The organism is Paenibacillus uliginis N3/975, from assembly GCF_900177425.1.
In the GTDB taxonomy this organism is placed as follows: domain Bacteria; phylum Bacillota; class Bacilli; order Paenibacillales; family Paenibacillaceae; genus Paenibacillus_AQ; species Paenibacillus_AQ uliginis.
Genome location: NZ_LT840184.1, coordinates 6,367,630 through 6,387,205, shown reverse-complemented (window position 1 = coordinate 6,387,205; position 19,576 = coordinate 6,367,630). Strand labels below are relative to the sequence as shown.

The following is a 19,576-nucleotide window of genomic DNA, read 5'->3' as shown; positions in this document are numbered from 1 at the left end:
TTTCAAGTCCGCCGTTAGACTCATAAAATAATCGGTTTTCGCCAAAAATTCCGACCTACTTATGGTACGGTTCAGCTTAACGGGGCTATCGGCGAAAACTACCCAATGATCCCTTTAACCTGAATCTCTTTTACTTTAACGCGTGCTATAAATGTCGTGCTGCTCATTGAGACTCCCCTAAACGAAACAAGCCCTGACTTCAACCAAGTCAGGGCCGATGGCCTATCATATATTCTCTTGCTTTAATGCATCAATAATGTTTTCCTTTTTTACTTTCGCGCCGGAATATAACATGGCGGAACCGACAATGACAAATACGGCGACAATGACCGAAAGAATGCTCATCCAAGGGAGGGTGAACCCGTAGCTAAATTTGTTCGCAAATGCCCTATAGATCAGATACATCACGACGAAACTGACGGGGAGCCCGAAGAGCAGCGACTTGACCCCATAAAAAATACTTTCATAGTTCGTCATTTTCGCAAAGCCTTTTGGGGTCATGCCAACGGATTTCAACATCGCAATTTCACGCTTACGAAGGGATAGGCCCGTTGAGATCGTATTAAAAATATTCGCAATGGAAATCGCGGAAATTAATACGATAAAACCGTAAGAAAAGACGGACATCAAAAGAATCTGTTGTTCTTCGCTTTTTCTGGATTGATATACATTGTAGACATTCAGATTGGTCTCATGAATCTCTTCGATTTCCTGCTGTGTTCTCAGCGGTTCCGTACTTTTCAAATGGAGATATGTCTGAACGTTAGCTAGCTCCTCGTCGTCTGCCAATTGATCCATGATGCGTTCCGACACGATCATATTTAACCCACCCACGCCTGTCGGGCTCATCCCCATCGGAGCTTGATCCGTCAGCGCGGCAACGATCACTTGGTTTACCTTCGTTTCTTCCGCATTTTCTTTATAGCTATTCGTTAGTTCGATACTTTGACCGACATTCGTATACATGGCTTTCGTCTGGACATATTTCCCCGCATCCACATCTTGGTAATGGATCGTATCCATCACGATCGCGGCGGGACGATCCGGATCCCTAAGCTGTTCGTAATTTGCACCGACCGCTTTGGCATAGGCTTGCAGACTCCAATCGTTTAATGCATGAATCTTAATCTCGTAAGGGTATTTTCCGTCCTGCAGTAAACTCTGATCCTTCTTAACCATCTCTTGTAATTCATCGGCGATGTACGCTTCATCGACCCAAGCATTCTTATACAACTCTTGAATCAGGTTGTATTCCGTTACGCCATCTAGGGATACAATCGATTGCATCAACCGGTCGTCTATTCTTTTTCCATTGCTGTACGACACTTCAATATCATAATTGACGCCTTCCCGCGACAGTTCCAGGGATTGTTTCATGCCGGCGGTAAAAAACGATACCGTCAAAAACAAAACGATGCTGATAACAAGCGAAAATACAATGGCATGATATCTCCGTTTGTTCCTTTTTAAGTTTTTCAATCCGATTTCCGCTTCGATGCCGAAGAGCTTGCTAATGAACCTCGACGTTTTCACGGCTTCAGCCGTAAGCTTAACGTCGGATGTTTGGCGAATCGCGTCCATAGCGGAAACCTTGGATGCTTTGATCGCCGGAAGATACGTCGAAATGAATATCGTCAGCATTGAAACAACACAGGCAATCAAGAGTGACAACGGCGTGACGATGACCGTCAGCTTTTCACTGCTCCATAATGCCCCTTCAATCATCGGGTTCATGAACCAAAAGGTGATCCCGATCCCAGCAAGACCGCAAAGGATGCCAATAGGAATGCTGATCAAGCCAATGATGACACCTTCAAAAAGCACTGAATTTCGCTTCTGCCTTTTCGTAGCCCCCACGCTCGCGAGCATCCCTAAGTGACGGGAACGTTCCGAGTCGGATAACGCAAAAGCATTATAGATGAGCGAAACCGAGCCGATCATAATGACTGCCATCAGGATCGCCGATAAAGTGTACATCATGCTGTACGATTCTTCGTTTTTGGACAAGCCGTAATAATGCAGCAAGTCGTTATTATATTGGACCGATTCGATATCGTTTCTCTTAGCCAAATTTTCGGCATGAGCGAACAAGGACGGTTTGATTTTCTGCAAGACCACCGCTGCATTCACATGATCGTTTGCCCCGATGATCTTTTCATCGACATAGCTAATAATCGTATAACCCGGGGCCCAAGCCGTTTCCCAAACGGGACGCTTGATGAAGCCGACCACCGTATAATCCTTTGTCTTGATATGCTGTAACGTTTCGGTCAATGTGCCGTCTTCCCTACGCAGGGGTTCGTTCTGATCCAAGGGATGATCGCCCCCTTGTTCGAATCGTTCGCCGATGCGAAGGGTTAGACGATCGCCGATTTCGTACTTCACTTTGGCGTTCGTTGCAACGGGCTCGGAGATAACGACTTCCTTGTCCGTCTGGGGTAGACGCCCCTTGCTTAGTTCAACCTGAAATTGTGTGAAACCTTGCGTATCATATTCCTTGATGAACAAGTATGGTTTATTGGGATTTTGTCCCCCTTCTAATGGGGCATAGCCAAGATCTCTTGTAATCGCAACGGTTTGGGTTGCCTTATCACCTTGTATCGCCGCAAGCTGTTCTTTGGTTACATCTTTATATTGGACATGCCACTCCCCTCTATCCGCGATGGTTTGCCTGATCATTAAATCCGAAAAGGAAAAAACAAGCGTAGCGACAGCGGTCACCATGGCAACCGAAATGATGACGCCGATGATGGTTACGAGTGTTCGTCTCTTGTTTTGCTTTAAATTCCGGATGGCAAGTTTGTAGACTATATTCATCGACGGATCACCTCGTCTTTGGCAATCTTCCCGTCTACAATTGAAATGATCCTGTCGGCCTGTAAAGCGATTCGTTCGTCGTGAGTGATGACGATCAGCGTCTGATGATAGGTTTTATTCAACATTTTCAACAAATCGACGATTTCGCTGCTATTTTTGCTGTCCAAATTCCCGGTCGGCTCATCTGCCAGCATGATGGCAGGGTTACTGATGATCGCTCTGCCGATCGAAACCCTCTGCTGTTGTCCGCCGGATAACTGATTAGGCAGATGGTTTAAACGATGCTCCAAATTCAACGTCTTTACGAGCCCATCGAACTGCTTCTTATCTTCCTGTTGGTTGTCCAGCAAGAGCGGCAGCGTCATGTTCTCTTTCACCGTTAAGGTGGGAATCAGATTGAAAAACTGGTAGATCAGTCCGATTTGTCGCCGCCGGAAGATAGCCAGACGCGTTTCGTCCAATGCATAAATATCCGTATTTTCAACGAAAACCTTGCCGCTTGTCGGTCGATCGACGCCTCCCAGCAGATGAAGAAGGGTCGATTTTCCCGATCCGGACGGGCCGATAATCGCGACGAATTCGCCTTTTTGAACCGAAAATGAAACATCGTCAAGCGCCTTTACCGCCGATTCGCCTGTGCCGTATATTTTAGACAGATGCTCGATTTTCAAAATTTCCATTGCCGTACCTCCTTCCCTTGATGCTCAATTCCAGATATATACCATCTCTCTAAATCCAACATCCCATAGGGTTTCATTCCCCTCAATGGTTATCGTAAGCTCATTTGCCTGTGGGAGAAAAATGGAGGTCATATCCGGCTCATGGCGTTGATCTTCCGCAAATACGGACAGGTACTCATGTCCATCGATGGTAAGCCTGATGCTGCCCTGGAAATCCTTCTGATCGGGAATTCCATAATTCAAGTAGAAATACAACTCCTTCTTATTGCCAAACGTATACGTGTACGTTTCCTTGTTTTTGCCTTCGATGCTGTACACATTATATTGGGGTTCCACGTCTTGACCGCCAATCTTAAGACTATTCGGTTTGGTTCCCGTTGATGGATTCCCGGTACTATCCTTCCATTCGTTTATCGCTACAAAGGGGCCCATTTCTTTGGTGAACGCTTGGTCAACCATCCCGAAGACACCCCAAACCCCCAGCATCAAGACAATGCCGGAAATGCCCGTAACAGCAATATTTCTCCAGATACTTTGGGTACGAAAGCCAAGTTTGTACGCCCCGAACCCGATGGCTGCGCCCGATGCGTTCTGGATGACGTCGTTCATGTCGAAGCTGCCGAGCAAGGTTAGTGCCTGTATGGTCTCCAGCACGAGAATAGATAGGATGAACAAAGTCATAAAGCGAACAAAGTTGGTTCGATATAACAACGGGATCAAGATGCCAAAAGGAATGAAGGCTGCGATGTTCCCAAAACCCACAAAATCCATCAACGTAGGATGCAGAAGATCGGATAGGCCTGGCACCCGAAAAAAATCGTCCGGTAAAAAAATAAAGGTATACTCGTTGTTGTGATCTACTTTACCTACTCTGCCGAAAGCGAAGAACAAAAAATAAAGAATAAAAAGGGTGTAGCCTATCGTGAGGGCAAAAATAATCTTACGGTGTTGCTTCAAATGCATTGTCTTACCTCCATCGTTCATCTGATGAATATCATTTTATCTGTCCAAAATGACTATCAAGTGACGATGGAGGTGACAATTCAGTCACTTACGGGGTGCCGCTAAATCACCTGCTTATAAAATTTAATCCGGAACTGCGTACCCTTCCCGCTGTCGCTCGTCACATCGATCACGCCGTTCTGGCTGGCAATGATGCTGTGAGCCATCGCAAGCCCTATGCCGATGCTCCCTTCGCTAGCATTCTTTCCTTTGTAGAAACGTTTGAAAATATAAGGCAAATCTTCTTTCGGAATGCCTTTTCCGTTGTCGGCAATGACGATTTCCGTAAATAATGCATTTTCGAAGAATGTGATGGCGATCTCACCGCCTTCAGGCGTATGCTCCACTCCGTTTTTCAAAATATTGATAACCGCTTCAGCAGTCCAATTGAAATCGCCGACAAAAGAGACGTTGTCATCCCCCGCGATGGAAACCGTCTGTCCCTTAATATCCATCGGAATCATAACCGGCTCTAATGCCTTTTGGATTAGGTTTTTCATAGGTATTCGATCTTTTTTGAATTGGATGGTCTTCGCGTCCATTTTCGATAGCTTTAAAAGGGAAGAAACAAGCCAATCGATGCGTTCAAGCTGGATGCGAATATGGTGGGTGAACTCCGTTCTTTTGGCCGGAGGCAGGTCAGGGGCGCTTAGCAGATCCGCCATGACTGTCATGGAGGTGAGCGGCGTTTTGAGCTGATGCGAAATATCGGAGATGGCATCCGTCAGTTGAATTTTGTCCCGCTGCAATAGCGACCGGTGCTCCGATAGCATGAGCGTCACTTTGTAAATATCATTCTTTAAAATGCTAAGCTCGCCTTCTTGATTATCGCGAACGTCAAGGGAATCATTGCCGTTGCTAATTTCCCGCAAATAGACGGACAGATTCGCAAGCTCGCGATATCTCCATCTCGTGAATAATAAACTGCAGCCAATAAGCAGAATGGATAGAATGGTAACGAACGCCGTCGCGACAGACGAAATGAAAGCAGCGGCAACGATCGCCGTTAAGCTGACCGAGCCCATGATGAGCAATAAAATCTGAATTTCTCGATTCCGCAGCATCTAATCACCGACCTTATAGCCTAAACCGCGTACCGTTTTGATCAATGTCGGATGCCCTGGATCATCCTCCAGCTTTTCCCTCAGCCTTTTGATATAAACCGTTAACGTATTGTCGTTCACGAAGTCGCCAGCCACGTCCCAGATTTGCTCTAGAAGCTGATTCCTTGTGAGAACCTGTCCAATGTGGCTGCCGAAGATCAGCAATAAGCGATACTCTAAGGCGGTCAATGAAATTTCGGCGCCGTTTTTATGTACTTTGCCTTCCAGCGTATTGATTCGGACATTGTCGATGTCTATGATCGCTCTGGTGTGGGACGGCTTCTGGTATCTCCGCAAGACGGACTTGATCCGGGAGAGCAGCTCACGAACTCGAAAAGGTTTTGTAATATAATCGTCGGCTCCCATGTCAAGCCCCATAACGACATTGACCTCATCGTCGATTACCGTTAAGAAGATGACCGGAATGTCTCGCCGCTCTTTCACCATCTTACACAATTCATAGCCGCTTCCGTCCGGAAGCTGTAAATCGAACAAGCATAAAGCGAACTGATCGATGTCTTCGGCGAGCACCTTTTTGGCTGAGGCGACATCATGGCAGAGAACGGTTGGAAAACCATCTTGCTGCAGCGAATATTCCAGACCCGATGCGATCGTCTTATCATCTTCGACTAATAAAATTTTCATATGCAGATCATCCTTACGATTGGATTAAATTTATTATTCAAAAAAAATTCCGACCTACTTATGGTACGGTTCAGCTTATCATCTATAGGGCGAAATGAAAAAGGCACCCGATTGAGCGCCCTTTCATAGTCACCAGTGCGTTGCTAGCACGTCCTCCTCATAATCGTCGGATGATACCCTTAGACTCACTTTGGGAATTTCCCTTGCAATTTTCAAAAGGAACCAGTTCATTCACCTTTCGTAACTATCCGTCCCTGCCGTATCAAATTGGATAGCATTCCTAGCGTACTTCAGGTTTTCATCGTCTCCAGTTCATCCGCGGTAATGCCGACCATTTGCACAAATTCAACTCGCCCGGTCGGTGTATCTACGGCAGGAAGCTGCGGATCATCTATATAAGCAAGCGCGGTCAGCTTTGTGTCGGACCCAAGCCAGATTGGACCATTGGCATCCATATGATCACCGGAAGCGAACACATGCCCACTGCTAAATACATATCTCCCCAGGTTCTGGAGCAAGTTCAGTGCCCAAGCCGGAGGCTCCTCCTCGTCTTCGTCCATATATTCTACCTCTAATGATCATCCTTTTGGATTAGGCGCTTGTCAGGGCTAGCTCTTCCTAAAGTAAGGTTCTTAGCATCTTTTAAGTTAACATTCTTAAAAAGTTACCTTTACAACTGTTTTCTCATTAGGTATTGAAGAAAAAGATAACTCTGCATGATGCTTCTTAGCAATCTGCGCACATAATGCGAGTCCCAATCCAGTCCCTCCTTCTTTTCTACTCCTTGCCTTATCTATTCTATAAAATGCTTCTGTCACCTGAAGGAGCTGCTTCTCTGTCATTCCCTTTCCGTTATCTTCGACTTCAATAATTTTCTTCTCTTGTTCAACATAAGCTCGCATCGTAATTTTACCTTCTGTGCTGCATGCGTTTATTGCATTGTCTACTAAGTTCAAAACCATACTTTCTATTAAATCTTCATTTCCCTCTATCTTCTTCAACTCGTTGTAATATACGAACTCTATTCCTTTTTCCTTGAGCTTAATATTTTCGGTTTGATGAATTTTTGTAAACAACTGCTCTATTTCAATTTGTACCATTTCTATTTCTTTTTCTTCTCGTATGATGACCAGTTCCAATAAACTTTCCGAAATATTTTTCAACCTTTTACTCTCTGATAAAATATAATCGGTTGCAGCATACTTATCTTCCTCACTTAAATGCGTCTTCTGCATATATTCAGCATATCCATAGATTGCAGTTAATGGAGTTCTTAATTCATGTGCCAAATCATCGATCAATCTCTGCTTTTCTCTCGCATGATTCTCAAGCTCTTCCATCTGGAACTGAATTTTATCCGCCATCGTATTAAAACTTTGTACAACCTTTGCTATTTCTTCGCCACCCCTAATCTCTAGCTTTTCTTTGTATTCACCATTGGCAATCTGATTTGAAATAGATGAAATTCTTTCAAGTGGTTCAAAAAGATATTCTAATAAAATATACAAGCATATACTTAAAACTCCTGAAAATATGATACCTGTAATAAATAATGAGTTATTCATCTTTTGCCACTCATTTACTGTATCTGTTATGTCTGCATAATAGACTAATGCATATTGGCTATACGGCTCTGGTAAGTACCCAGATATTTGCATGTATTTACTTCCATTTAGTGTCACAACAGTTATCTCTGTTGTTTCTTTTTCTTCATGCATTTCTTTATCACTTAATGTTACTTCTATAGGTAAACTGGAATATATCCTCGCTTTATCTTTATACATCTGCAAATAAATTCTTTGAACTTCATATTGCATCGCATACGAATCATAAGAATGAGCAATAGCAGTGTCTGTTTCATAGCCTTTATTTTTCATAGCCACGATGTCTTTCGTCATACTATTCACTAAAAAATTTTGCTCTCTTAGATAGCTCCCCTTCAGGCCTGAAAGGTTATGTTTTGTATTCACAATACTAAACATCATAATCCCAACATTAATAATCAGTAAAAATAATACCAGTGTCCATATGTAGGTTTTATTTTTCATCCTACACCTCTAGCCGATAACCTAGCTTATACACGGTTACAATTCTTTTCTCCAACCCCAACTTTTTTCTTAGCTTCTGAATATGAACATCTACCGTCCTTGTTTCTCCCATATATTCATATCCCCATACCAACTCTAAAATCTTCTCTCTAGATAAAGCAATATTTCTATTTTTTATAAGTACCTCTAATAGCTCAAATTCCTTAGGTGTACATTCAACTGCATTATCCTTCAAAAAAAGCCTTCTACTATGTAATTCAACCCTGACATCATCTATTGCAAATGTATCTTCATCCTTCTTGGTTCGTCTTAATATCGCTTCTACTCTTGCCAACAGCTCTAACATTTCAAAGGGTTTTGTCAGATAATCATCTGCACCCATGACAAGCCCCTTTACCCGATCCTCTACGCTTCTTCTAGCCGTTAAAAGAATAGTAGGCATATCTTTTGCTTGTTCCAATACCTCAAATCCATCCATTTCAGGTAACATAATGTCTAATATAATTAAATCAAAACTTTTATTTTTGATTATTTCTACGGCTGTCTCACCATCCATAGCCAAATCGCAGGTATGCCCTACCAAACTTAGGTTTCTCCTTATTAATTCATTAATTGCCTTTTCATCTTCTACTACTAGGATATCTGCCATGTTTTCACCCCATCATATTAAACCACTAGATGTACTATTCTTTTCTAAAATACACCTTATTATCTCGCATGAATACTCAAATATTGATAATATTCTTTTTTTTACAACTCTATAATAACTTTATGATACAACCTATATATCTTTTTATTATTCTTGCATTGTCATCAACTACAAATAATAAGGAGGACAACAAAATGTCTCGAAAATCATTACATTCAAGAAATGTTGTAAAAAACAGTTTTAAAGGTTTTAAACTCATTACTTTCATAGGGGTCTCTTCCCTGATACTCACACAAGTCGCAGTTGCTAGTGAACTAGGAACTAAAGACAAGGTCCCTACTACTTACAATATCTCTAAACCTTCCTACATAGTGAATGAACAAATCCCTACTGGCTATGTAAAAGCTAATTATCAGGCGATCTATTCCCCTCATACTCTAAGTAAAGCACCTAGTTCAAAAGATTTATCTTTACAAGAAGCTGCTGAAATAGCCGCCCAAGAAATATTTAAATTTTTTGGCGAAAAACTTGATAATCAAACGCTTGAAATGTCTTATTCTCCTGAAAGTAGTAAAAATCGTTCTCAGTGGTGGGCTCAGGTAGGCATTACATCCTCTTATCGTTTGTTAGTTGAGATCGATGGAGGTACAGGTGAACTCATTCGCATCAAATGCACGGGTGGTCCTAACCTAGATATTGAGATTGATACACCTTCAACGGATAAACTGATATCTGAACGACTCGATACGGGAATTAAAGAATTTACTCTTGATGACGCATATGCAAAAGTCGAAAATTTCATCACCAAAAAAGGCTATATCGCTGAACCAATTAAATCCATAACCTATCAGTATATATCTGCTGATGCATTCGCAGTAGTTGATCATACCTTTGATGTCACAACTGACTCTAATAAACTCTATCGTTTTGCACTCTCTGAAGATCTTACTCAACTGAGAGACTATTGGGTTTTAAAAACGGAAAATAAATAATATGGGTAACTACTCAGGCCTCTGATCTGAATCTAAAATGAAAAATCGCCACGCAACAACCATGGCATGCGGGGAACGAGTGGGAAGAGTGGTTGATCCATTTGGGAGTGTATGGTTGATAACCTCTCAAGTAGAAGACGTTAGCCTAGAAGAGATTCAATCCATTTTTGACGGATGCGAGAAATAGCTGAAGCCGCAATAGAGCCACGTACAATGGGGCTGACATCGACAAATATCGATGTCAGCTTATTTTGATTGGGAAGAAGAAAAATCCCGAACCACCAAAGCGAGAACTTTGCCCAGAAATAATTTTTCGCCCTATTTATGGTACGGTTCCCCCCGATTAATCTTAACCGCACGGTAGATTTGCTCCACCAGCACCAGCCGCATCAGCTGGTGCGGCAGCGTCATTCGCCCGAAGCTCAGCTTGGTCTGGGCTCGCTTCAATACTTCCTCAGACAGCCCGTTAGAGCCGCCGATCACAAAAGCGATGGTGCTTGTCCCATAGGTGCCAAGCTTATTGATATGTGCAGCCAGGTCCTCGCTGGACCACAACTGGCCGCCGATGGCCAGGGCGATGACGTGGGTGTCCTGCTTAATGTGGCTAAGAATGCCCGCACCCTCCCGCTCCTGCACTTGGCGCATCTCCGCCTCACTCATATTCTCGGGCGCCTTCTCATCCGGCACCTCAAGCATCTGGAACTTCACGTACGGCCCGAGACGCTTTGCGTATTCCTGGATACCCTGCACCAGATACTTCTCCTTCAACTTGCCAACACTTACAATCTGTATATTCATAGCGCTACCGCTCCTTAACTCTGCTGTTATGACGTTCATTCTAACATAATTTTTCACCGAGTCTATCTTCTAAGCCCATCTCCGTGCGGATGGACATAACAAAGCCATTGACAAATACTTACAAGGATGATGAACTAGGATTAAGTGAAACAAGTAATGGAATGGAGTTGATTCGATGTTGGACAATATATCTCTAAGCCCGATCGAGATAAATGAGAAAGAATTTCGAGTAGTAGGTACATTCGTAAAAGGCTATGAAATGGATGAAGTCAACGAGTACCTCGATACTATAATCAATGATTATGATATTTTTATTACAACTATTACGTCATTACAAGCACAGGTCGACGAGTTAACCCAAGCCCTATCCGGTCGTGCAAGTACAGGTACCGCTAATGTGGAGCAGCTAAACTACAGGGTTACGCTTTTAGAAAGAGAGCTATCCTATATTAAATCTAGGCTGTAGCCTAAGTAATAGATCGAGAGTCGCTAACATTGTTCAGCTGGCTCTATGGATAGAAAAAGAGTCACTCTTCACTGAGTGACTCTTTTCTTGAGCGTGAAATCATCACGCTTCCTCATCCGTTTCATCTATTCAATAATAAAATATTCTCACACAATCAAATATTCCGCATGCTTCTCGCACTCCGCGCACTTCACCGGTGGGTCCCAGTCCGAGAACTCCGTCTCCTTCAAATCGACAATATCCGGGGCATCCTCATATTCATCCACGAAATTCTCGATCGCTAGCTCCACATGTTCCTTGCATACGACGTACATTTAATAAGCATCCTTTCTGTCTTTCGCATCCTGTTATGCACCATGTCCTCTGATCTTAAAAGTATGGCCACTATTCTGTTCTACCACACTACGTGAAAAAAAGAAATGCTTTTGTCGAAACAGCCAAGAATCCGCAGGATTCCTGCATTTTCCCTGTGCACCCTTCCTTTTATTCCCCTGGCTTCTCTTCCAGTGGCACCTTCAAGCTCTGTTCCTTCCCGCCGCGATAAAAAGTCACGTTCAGATCGTCGCCGATCTTCGTTTGCTTATAGAGGAATTTACGCAAATCCAGCGTTGTATGAATCGGCTTGCCGTTGAACTTCGTAATGACGTCATTCAGCTTGAGGCCCGCTTCCTTTGCCGGTCCCAGAGCATCGAGCACAATAACACCTTCCGTGACCGTCTTCGGCAGCTTCAGATCCTTCATTTCCTGCTTGCTCATCGGAACATAAGGATTGCTAAGGTCTATGGTATACACGCCAAGATAAGGACGCGCGATCTTCCCGTTCAACATCAGTTCCTTCACGATTTCAGTCACATCGTTGGTAGGAATCGCAAAGCCAAGCCCCTCTACGCCCTTATCGGCAATCTTCATCGTGTTAATCCCGATCACTTTACCGTTTAGATCTACCAGTGCGCCGCCGCTGTTGCCTTCATTAATCGCCGCATCCGTCTGGATTACCTCGGCCTCCCAGTCGAACACACCATCCTGGTTCAGCGATACGGGGATAACCCGGTTTGTATAGCTGATAATTCCCGATGTCAGCGTATCGCCAAGACCAAGTGGATTACCAATCGCAAAGACCATCTCACCCAGACGCAGCTTGGAGGAGTCACCAAGCTCTGCTACTTCACCAATACCTTTGCTGTCGATCGACAATACAGCAAGATCGCTAACGCGGTCTGTTCCGACAAGCGTTGCTTCTTTGGTATCCCCTTTCACGGTTACCACTTCAAGCGAATCGGCACCTTCAATGACGTGGTTATTCGTAATGACGTAAGCCTTACCCTCAATTTTTTTGAAAATAACGCCAGATCCCAATTTCGATTCATCCAAACCGCCGCCGAAGTCATCACCAAAGTCAAAGTCAAAATCTTCGCCTAAATCGAAATCCTCAGGCAGTTCTTCCGGCATGTCACCTTCTTCAGGGATGATGCCTTCTTCCAACTCACTGCTATCTTGCTCTTCCGAAGTGATTGGCTTCGGATCCTTATGAGTAACGACACTAACGACCGCAGGGCGAACCTTCGCTGCCGCATTCACCAGCCGCTCATACGGATCGCCCTCAGTCTGTGCAATCGGCTGGCCATTCATTATTGCTATTCTCGACGAAGTGGACGGATGTCCCGTCAGCAGACTGAACAAAAGAACGGCGATTAGCGCACTGCACACCGAACTGATCGCTGAGATCTGAAAAGTAGACAGACTTCTACGCCGGCGGCTTGAACGCCACTTGACCCGCCCAGGACGGTCCTCGCTCGTCTTTTTACTGCGTCTGGATACTTTCGTCGAATAAAAATCATCTTTAAACAATCCCATTGCGATCCCTCTCCCCTTTGTCGTTACACGCCAAGACACCATTGCAGCTCGAGAACTCTCGTTATTTCCGACTGATCATCTTGCCCATATAACAACCCTCACCTTCGGGACCCATTAATCCACTCTCCAGGTCCCACCATGGCCCAAGGCCATAACCGAGGTTCAATTGTAAACACCCTATATAGTTATAAACACTTATGTAACCAAAAAAGTTGCACTTAACGGTGAGTTAAGCACCTTATCACCCATAATTATTTAAAAATCTAAAAATTCCATACCTATTTATACCACCATGCCAAGTACTATAAACGCCTAATTTGATCAATATGCATAAGAAGGATGCACTCTAATCCGATGTTTATTCTTTCTTATCTCTTGAAAAAAACAATTTTTTTGCGAAAAACGAGAATGATTTTCCACAATAGGGACTACAATAGAAACAAGCCTCTATGAATGGCGAATGAGAGACTGCCAGATTCATAGATTGTGACCCGCGTCCTTCGTTCATTGTAACATAATGACGGGGGTTCAAGTCATCTATTATGGGTAAATTAAAAGGAAAATTAAGGTGGTTGGAGAAGCTGAAGTATGATCCTGCAAATGGACTTATTATGCTTCCGCATGATTCATAAAAGGAGGAATAAATCGTGGAACGTTATAGCCCAGGTACGGCTATGGACATCGTACATATGGCAGCAAAACTAGGGGATTTAATGGACGAGCATTACCGCAATACCCTCGCCCTAAGCACGATCATCGAATTACTGATCGACAAAGGCCTCCTGACCCGCGAAGAGGTAGAGCACAAAGCCGAAGAGTTGAATCAATTCATGTCGCATCCATCGTATCCAAGCGTATAGATTAACGCACATGAACGTGTTTTGATCTTCGTAAACGAAGACAGACCGTGTTCAGGCTGAGGTTGTTTTGCAATATATATGAACGCCAGGCCTGCACAGGATATCCCCTGCCTAATCTTTCAGCCTGTCCCAAGGAGTAGAGCGGTCATAGTAGGTGTCACACAATTTAAATTCGCTGTCTTTGAAAAAGCATCCGTTATCTTCCATCGTATCGCGCACCGTCATTTTGGCCAAATCCATCATGTTGTGATCCCGACTGAGGTGGGCCAAATATGCACGCTTGGTATCTCCAGTCAGCAGCTCGCTGAGGGCATCACCGGCCGACACATTTGATAAGTGACCCATGTCGCCGAGAATCCGGCGTTTGGTGTTCCACGGATACCGTCCCATACGTAGCATCTCAATGTCGTGATTAGCCTCAAGGACCAACACATCCGAGCCTTCAATCGCTTTTTTCACCTTGTCGCTCACATAACCGAGATCTGTCGCTACACCCAGCTTCTCGTCTCCGTCATAGAAACAATAACCCACTGGCGCGGCTGCGTCATGGGAGATTTCAAAAGGCTCCACACGTAGCGTCCCGAAATCCTTCACCTCATGGCTATCCAGTACAATCCGATTCTCGTCTGCAATTTTGCCGACAGACCGGTTTATCGCTTCCCATGTCTTCTCATTGGCGTAAATCGGCAGATTGTACTTACGTGCTACCGCTCCAAGTCCTTTAATATGATCGGAATGCTCGTGTGTGACCAGAATCCCGTCAATTTCTTCCCCGGACATGTCCCGTTCCTTCAACAGTTCGTCAATCCGCCGCGCACTCAGCCCGGCATCAATTAGAAGTGTCGTATCCCCGTTACGGACAACTGTTGCGTTGCCCGTCGAGCCGCTCGACAGCACGGTAAAAGATATCCCCATAGGTCCGTTACTCCTTTATTTTATCCGTCTTGGGTGTGAACACATCTCCACTAATCCCCTGAACGTATATCATTTCTCCATTATCCAGCGTAAACCGCCATGCCGGTGCCGCCAGCTCCACATCTGTGTTAAACATCTGCCCATAATAACCGAGCTGTATATCCTTGACCACCGACTTCGGCGGAATGAAATTCCGTTCAATAATCGTTCCAAGTGCCTTGGATGCAGACAATACCTTTTGTTCCTCCACTTCGCTAGTGGATTGAATTTCTAGCACCGGCTTACGGTAATACTCTATCTTTTGACTCTCATAGAACAGCTCCAACTCGACATTAAACAACGGCCATTCCCCGTTTACCAGCGGACGGAACACAAAGGCGTTTTCTTTATCTGACAGCGGATCATGACGGAACTGGTTCAGGTTCGGAATTTGTCCGGCCAGTGCGGTCTGCAGCTCCTTTTGATCCGAATAGATCAGCTTGGTGTCAACCGGCTGGTTCAGCTTGACCGGCTTGCCTTGCGCCCCGACACTATACGTATAAGCGATCTTCGGCAGCTGCGGTGTCTCCGGCGGAATCGGGCTCAGTACCTGAATCCGATTCTCTTCCATAACCCTCTGCGTACTTTCAGACAAGGAGGTGAAGTCCAGACTGGAGCCTATCTGCTCCCGATAGTCGATCCACAACTGGTAACCCAGCACCAGATTCAGCAGCAAAAACGCATAGATTAACACATTTTTGGCCCGTCCCCAATCCATGTACTTCCCTCCTTCACGTTTTATCTATTCCAGCACCTGCATACTTCCGTTCAGAAGCTGAACGGCCCATACCGGCTTAAGCCGCAATCCATTCTCGTTTACGAACGGCAAATAGGCCGGTTCCAGATCCACAATCTTCATGCTATCAGGCAGCTTGTCCAGCTTCTCCCGCAGCTCATCTCCTGCAGGCAGCTTCACGATTTTTTTCTTCTGTTCTTCTGTTTTTACGTACAGCAGTGAACGCTCATAAGAGGTTACCGTGCCCTTCTGCAGCTCCAGCTTCATGATACCGTAATTGAAACCAAGTGTATTCAGAATCGGATAACCCCGGTGATACTGTTGGAACTCTACCAACGTCCGGTCTTCGTTATCCTCGGATTGGCTTAACCGGTAGCTGCCGTTCCAACCACCATGCTGGTTCACAAAATCAATCGCTGACAGCACATCCTTGCCGGGGCTGCTTTCACCCGATGGCGGCGCAGCCGGATCTGTGTAACTCATCCAGTTCTGCCCTTGATCGACCTGCAAGCTGCGTTTGCTGTCCGTATAAATTTCAGAACCGTCCCGCTCCCGGATATTCCGTGTAATGCTCGGATCAAAAAATAAGCTCCGCTGCATCTGCTCCACCGTGTACATCCCGATTGGCATCTCCAGACTTACCATATCAAACGGTTCCTCCGGCATATAGAACGATGTTCCTTCCTGCATGGTGTACGGGACCCAGTCCAATCCGAAATCGACAAGCTGATGAATGTCTTGTACCGTCAAGTCAGCTTGGGCGGCCTCGTAGACGACATCCCCCTCCGTGCTGAAGAACAGCGCATGCACCTTAGGTTCTCCTTCTATGCTGTACAACCACATTTTGTGGATGCTTTCCCCTTCGAACAGTGAGTCTGGCGTAATCTGCATCACTTTTTGAAGAAGTGTCACCGGTATACCGGAACCAAAGCTCAGTTCAATGCCCTTACTGCTGGCACGAAGCTTGGACCAGTCCATATTGTTCAACGTCCGGCGCTGAAAACTTTCGAACGTCCGGCCCTTCAGCCGGTTATTGACAAGATCATAGAACATTTGACCAGGATAGAATACCGTATGCTTATCCTCACCAAGATGAATAATCATTTTTTTCGGATAAATCAGATTCTCCGCCTTTGCTTCCGGCCCCATATCTTCCGTCTTGATGTAAGAATTCTCGGACTTCACAACAGAGCCGCTGCCAGGGAGACGGTAAATAAGAAAATAACTTTGTACCAGACTACTCAGTACTAACACAAGCAGCAGCGCGGTTTTTAATCGTTCCTTCACGTTGTCTCCCTCCCTTCCTCATTCAGAGGCAGCGTGAAGGTTACCTTCGTGCCTTTTTCGAGCTCTGACTGTAAATATATAGACCCACCATGTACCCTTACAATTTCCCGGGCAATGGACAAACCGAGTCCAGTGCCGCCCATATACCGGGTTCGGGCCTTATCCACTCGGTAAAACCTTTCGAATATCCGGTCCAGATCCTTTTTCGGTATGCCAATTCCGGTATCTGCTACAGACAGAGACAACATACCGTCCTCTGTCACATCAGCCTCCATCGTAATTGTGCCGCCGTCTGGCGTATATTTAAGTGCGTTCGAAATTAGATTGTCGAGCACCTGGTCGATTCCGTCCCGGTCAAGCATGGCGACGGATACAGCCGGTCTCGCATCAATGACTGTATGCACATTTTTCTGCTGCATTTGAAAAGAGAACCGGTCCTCTACATCCTCGAGCATCTCCACAATGTCCACCGGCTGTTTGCGCATCGCAGCTTCCTTGGAGTCGAAGCGCGACAGATGAAGCAGATCGGTGACCAGTCGGATCATCCGGCCTGTCTCATTTTGGATGACACCGACAAAACGTGGCGCCAGCTGCTTGTCTTCCAGCGCTCCATCTTCCAGTGCCTCGGTGTAACTCTTGATCGTTGTCAGCGGCGTCCGGAGTTCATGCGACACGTTCGCTACGAATTCCCGACGTGAGGCCTCCAGCTTCTCCTGCTCCGTAACGTCTTGCAGTACGGCAATCGTACCAGTGATGCCAATCTCCCGCCGATGAATGGGCGTAAACGTTACTCGCATCATGAATGGCTGCCCGCCTTCGCGAGGTGTAATATCCAGCAGCTTCGAATCGCTGCCACCGCGAACCAGAGACTCGGCTTCCAACTCCTCCAATCCAAGCAGTGAGACAATTTCCCGGCCTGCCAGTTCCTCCCCTTCCACGCCAAGCATCTGCCCAGCACGGCGGTTCATCAAGATAACCCGCCCTGCTTCGTCCGTCGCAATAACTCCGTCACTCATGTTAGTGAGAATGGATGCGAGCTTTTCCTTCTCTTCTTCATTCTGCGACAAAGCCTCACGCAGTCGGCTAGTCATGTAATTGAACGTTTGGCTCAGCTGGCCAATCTCATCGCTTCCGAATACCGGCGCCTTCTCTGTAAATCGACCTTCTGCTACCGCCCTTGCATGGCGGGTCAATTCCTTGATCGGATGGGTAATCGTATGGGACAAAATGACCCCGAGTACCGCGGTCAGACCAAGAGCCAACAAGATACCTGAAATAAATATGCTGTTAATCCGCTCCATGGTCGCATACAGCTCACTCATACTTGCTACGATATAGATGGCACCGACAATTTTATCGTTATGGATGACAGGCTTTGCTACCACTTTTTTGCGAGTTCCATCGTCGTCAATAATATATTCCTCGTTATCGACAATGCCCTGAAGCGCCCGGCTGACGACCGTCTGTGTGTTTTTTTTGTTTACATAGTCTGAGTGCGACAGCATTGACGTTATCAGTACCTTGCCCGTAGCATCCAGAACCTGAATCTCAGCCCCGTTCATGTTGAACAGATTGTTGACCATGACTTGTAGGCTCTCATTCCGGTCCTCATCCGAGTCCACTTCGCCAGCCAGCGTCTTGGCCGCAAGCACCGACATCAGCTCCGCACGCCCCTGTAAATCTGTCGTAAAATTACTCGTTAACGAGTTCTTCATGGCACTCACAAAATAGACGCCAATCAGCTGCATGGCGATGAGAATCAGCAGCACATAAATGATGATGACCTTCGCCTGAATTGTCCGAAAGAAGGACAGCCACTTCATTACAAGCCTCCGTTTTTGGAACTTCGCATCAAATAGCCAAGCCCTCGCCGGGTCAAAATATACTCCGGCTTACTCGGATTCTCTTCGATCTTCTCTCGCAGCCGGCGAATCGTCACATCGACCGTGCGTACATCTCCGAAGTATTCAAAGCCCCATACCGCCTGCAGCAGATGCTCACGAGTCATCACCTTGCCGGCATTTTTGGCCAAATAATAGACGAGCTCATATTCGCGGTGCGTCAGATCGAGCGCTTCCCCGCTTTTATATACCATATACATGTCTGTATCAATAAACAGCTCAAACAAACGAAGCCCCTGCTTGGCTTCTGCATCTGCGGACCCGCTCGCATCCGCCAGACTGTCACTCTTGTGCTGACGCCGCATTTGCGCTTTGACCCGCGCCAACAGCTCACGCGTGCTGAACGGCTTGGTTACATAATCGTCTGCACCGAGCTCAAGACCCAGTACTTTATCGATCTCTCCATCCTTCGCAGTCAGCATGATGATCGGGATATGCAAGTTCGCGGCACGTACCTCACGGCACACGTCCATTCCGTCTTTACCTGGCAGCATCAGATCGAGCAGCATCAGGTCAGGACGCTTCGAGAGCGCAAGTTCTACGGCACTGATTCCGTCAAATGCGCAAATAACCTCATAGCCCTCTTTTTCAAGATTAAACTTCAAAATATCGGCGATGGGCTGTTCGTCATCCACCACCAGAATGGTTCCCTGCATATAACTTCTCACCTCATACCTTCACTTGAACGATCTTCGTTCTATTTTATCATACCTAGCGTTCCGGCACATCTGCCTAGCGTCGCAATAGACTCCCGAAACAATAACATGGCCGCCCCGTGAAGGAG

18 protein-coding genes and 1 pseudogene are annotated in these 19,576 nt (G+C 45.7%); 3 read left to right on the top strand and 16 right to left on the bottom strand.

All coding sequences use genetic code 11. From position 1 onward, the window contains the following. Positions 1-225: 225 nt before the first annotated feature. The 8 genes and pseudogenes from B9N86_RS29670 to B9N86_RS29635 form a co-directional block, all read right to left on the bottom strand. Positions 226-2,817 carry an ABC transporter permease gene (locus tag B9N86_RS29670; RefSeq protein ID WP_208916941.1) on the bottom strand — a complete coding sequence of 864 codons (2,592 nt, stop codon included), beginning with the start codon at positions 2,815-2,817 and terminating at the stop codon, positions 226-228. After that, the gene (locus tag B9N86_RS29665; protein ID WP_208916939.1) at positions 2,814-3,497 is read right to left on the bottom strand and encodes an ABC transporter ATP-binding protein; all 684 of its coding nucleotides are present in this window, start codon (positions 3,495-3,497) and stop codon (positions 2,814-2,816) included. The genes B9N86_RS29670 and B9N86_RS29665 overlap by 4 nt, the downstream gene beginning before the upstream one ends. A 24-nt stretch (positions 3,498-3,521) precedes the next feature. Then, a complete protein-coding gene (locus B9N86_RS29660; RefSeq protein WP_208916937.1) occupies positions 3,522-4,460 on the bottom strand; it encodes a VanZ family protein in 939 nt (312 codons plus the stop codon). Positions 4,461-4,561: 101 nt separating this feature from the next. Then, the gene (locus B9N86_RS29655; protein WP_208916935.1) at positions 4,562-5,563 is read right to left on the bottom strand and encodes a sensor histidine kinase; all 1,002 of its coding nucleotides are present in this window, start codon (positions 5,561-5,563) and stop codon (positions 4,562-4,564) included. Continuing rightward, on the bottom strand, positions 5,564-6,247 hold the full coding sequence (locus B9N86_RS29650; RefSeq protein WP_208916933.1) for a response regulator transcription factor: 684 nt from the start codon (positions 6,245-6,247) through the stop codon (positions 5,564-5,566). Positions 6,248-6,540: 293 nt separating this feature from the next. Next, positions 6,541-6,801, bottom strand: a pseudogene (locus tag B9N86_RS29645) (suppressor of fused domain protein); the annotation flags it as partial. Positions 6,802-6,903: 102 nt separating this feature from the next. Then, positions 6,904-8,295 (bottom strand): sensor histidine kinase, encoded by a 1,392-nt coding sequence (locus B9N86_RS29640; protein ID WP_208916929.1) that lies wholly within the window; start codon positions 8,293-8,295, stop codon positions 6,904-6,906. A gap of 1 nt (position 8,296) precedes the next feature. Further along, positions 8,297-8,944, bottom strand: coding sequence for a response regulator transcription factor (locus tag B9N86_RS29635; protein ID WP_208916924.1), 648 nt, complete (start codon positions 8,942-8,944; stop codon positions 8,297-8,299). 194 nt (positions 8,945-9,138) lie between these two features. Here B9N86_RS29635 and B9N86_RS29630 point away from each other — a divergent pair, with 194 nt between their 5' ends. After that, a complete protein-coding gene (locus B9N86_RS29630) occupies positions 9,139-9,936 on the top strand; it encodes a hypothetical protein (protein ID WP_208916922.1) in 798 nt (265 codons plus the stop codon). A gap of 318 nt (positions 9,937-10,254) precedes the next feature. Here the strand turns inward: B9N86_RS29630 and rlmH are convergent, their stop codons facing one another. Then, positions 10,255-10,734: a 23S rRNA (pseudouridine(1915)-N(3))-methyltransferase RlmH gene (gene rlmH, locus B9N86_RS29620; RefSeq protein ID WP_208920960.1), complete on the bottom strand. Its 480-nt coding sequence runs from the start codon at positions 10,732-10,734 to the stop codon at positions 10,255-10,257. Between the two features lie 175 nt (positions 10,735-10,909). Between rlmH and B9N86_RS29615 the strand changes: the two genes are divergently transcribed. Then, complete coding sequence (locus B9N86_RS29615; RefSeq protein ID WP_208916918.1) at positions 10,910-11,200, top strand: DivIVA domain-containing protein; 291 nt, start codon at positions 10,910-10,912, stop codon at positions 11,198-11,200. A gap of 146 nt (positions 11,201-11,346) precedes the next feature. Here the strand turns inward: B9N86_RS29615 and B9N86_RS29610 are convergent, their stop codons facing one another. Further along, complete coding sequence (locus tag B9N86_RS29610) at positions 11,347-11,514, bottom strand: CxxH/CxxC protein (protein ID WP_208916916.1); 168 nt, start codon at positions 11,512-11,514, stop codon at positions 11,347-11,349. Positions 11,515-11,683: 169 nt separating this feature from the next. Next, a complete protein-coding gene (locus B9N86_RS29605) occupies positions 11,684-13,054 on the bottom strand; it encodes a S1C family serine protease (protein WP_208916914.1) in 1,371 nt (456 codons plus the stop codon). A gap of 674 nt (positions 13,055-13,728) precedes the next feature. Between B9N86_RS29605 and B9N86_RS29600 the strand changes: the two genes are divergently transcribed. Next, positions 13,729-13,914, top strand: a complete 186-nt coding sequence (locus tag B9N86_RS29600) for a hypothetical protein (protein WP_208920958.1) — start codon at positions 13,729-13,731, stop codon at positions 13,912-13,914. Between the two features lie 111 nt (positions 13,915-14,025). On the opposite strand, the gene B9N86_RS29595 is transcribed toward B9N86_RS29600, so the two are convergent. Genes B9N86_RS29595 through yycF form a run of 5 tightly spaced genes read right to left on the bottom strand, consistent with a single transcriptional unit; the run spans position 14,026 to position 19,448 of the window. Next, a complete protein-coding gene (locus B9N86_RS29595) occupies positions 14,026-14,829 on the bottom strand; it encodes an MBL fold metallo-hydrolase (RefSeq protein WP_208916912.1) in 804 nt (267 codons plus the stop codon). A 7-nt stretch (positions 14,830-14,836) separates the two neighbouring features. Further along, positions 14,837-15,586, bottom strand: a complete 750-nt coding sequence (yycI, locus tag B9N86_RS29590) for a two-component system regulatory protein YycI (RefSeq protein WP_208916910.1) — start codon at positions 15,584-15,586, stop codon at positions 14,837-14,839. Positions 15,587-15,610: 24 nt separating this feature from the next. Next, positions 15,611-16,891, bottom strand: coding sequence for a YycH family regulatory protein (locus B9N86_RS29585; RefSeq protein ID WP_208916908.1), 1,281 nt, complete (start codon positions 16,889-16,891; stop codon positions 15,611-15,613). Then, positions 16,888-18,714, bottom strand: coding sequence for a cell wall metabolism sensor histidine kinase WalK (walK, locus tag B9N86_RS29580; RefSeq protein WP_208916906.1), 1,827 nt, complete (start codon positions 18,712-18,714; stop codon positions 16,888-16,890). The genes B9N86_RS29585 and walK overlap by 4 nt, the downstream gene beginning before the upstream one ends. Then, positions 18,714-19,448, bottom strand: a complete 735-nt coding sequence (gene yycF, locus B9N86_RS29575) for a response regulator YycF (RefSeq protein WP_208916904.1) — start codon at positions 19,446-19,448, stop codon at positions 18,714-18,716. The genes walK and yycF overlap by 1 nt, the downstream gene beginning before the upstream one ends. Between the last annotated feature and the right edge of the window lie 128 nt (positions 19,449-19,576).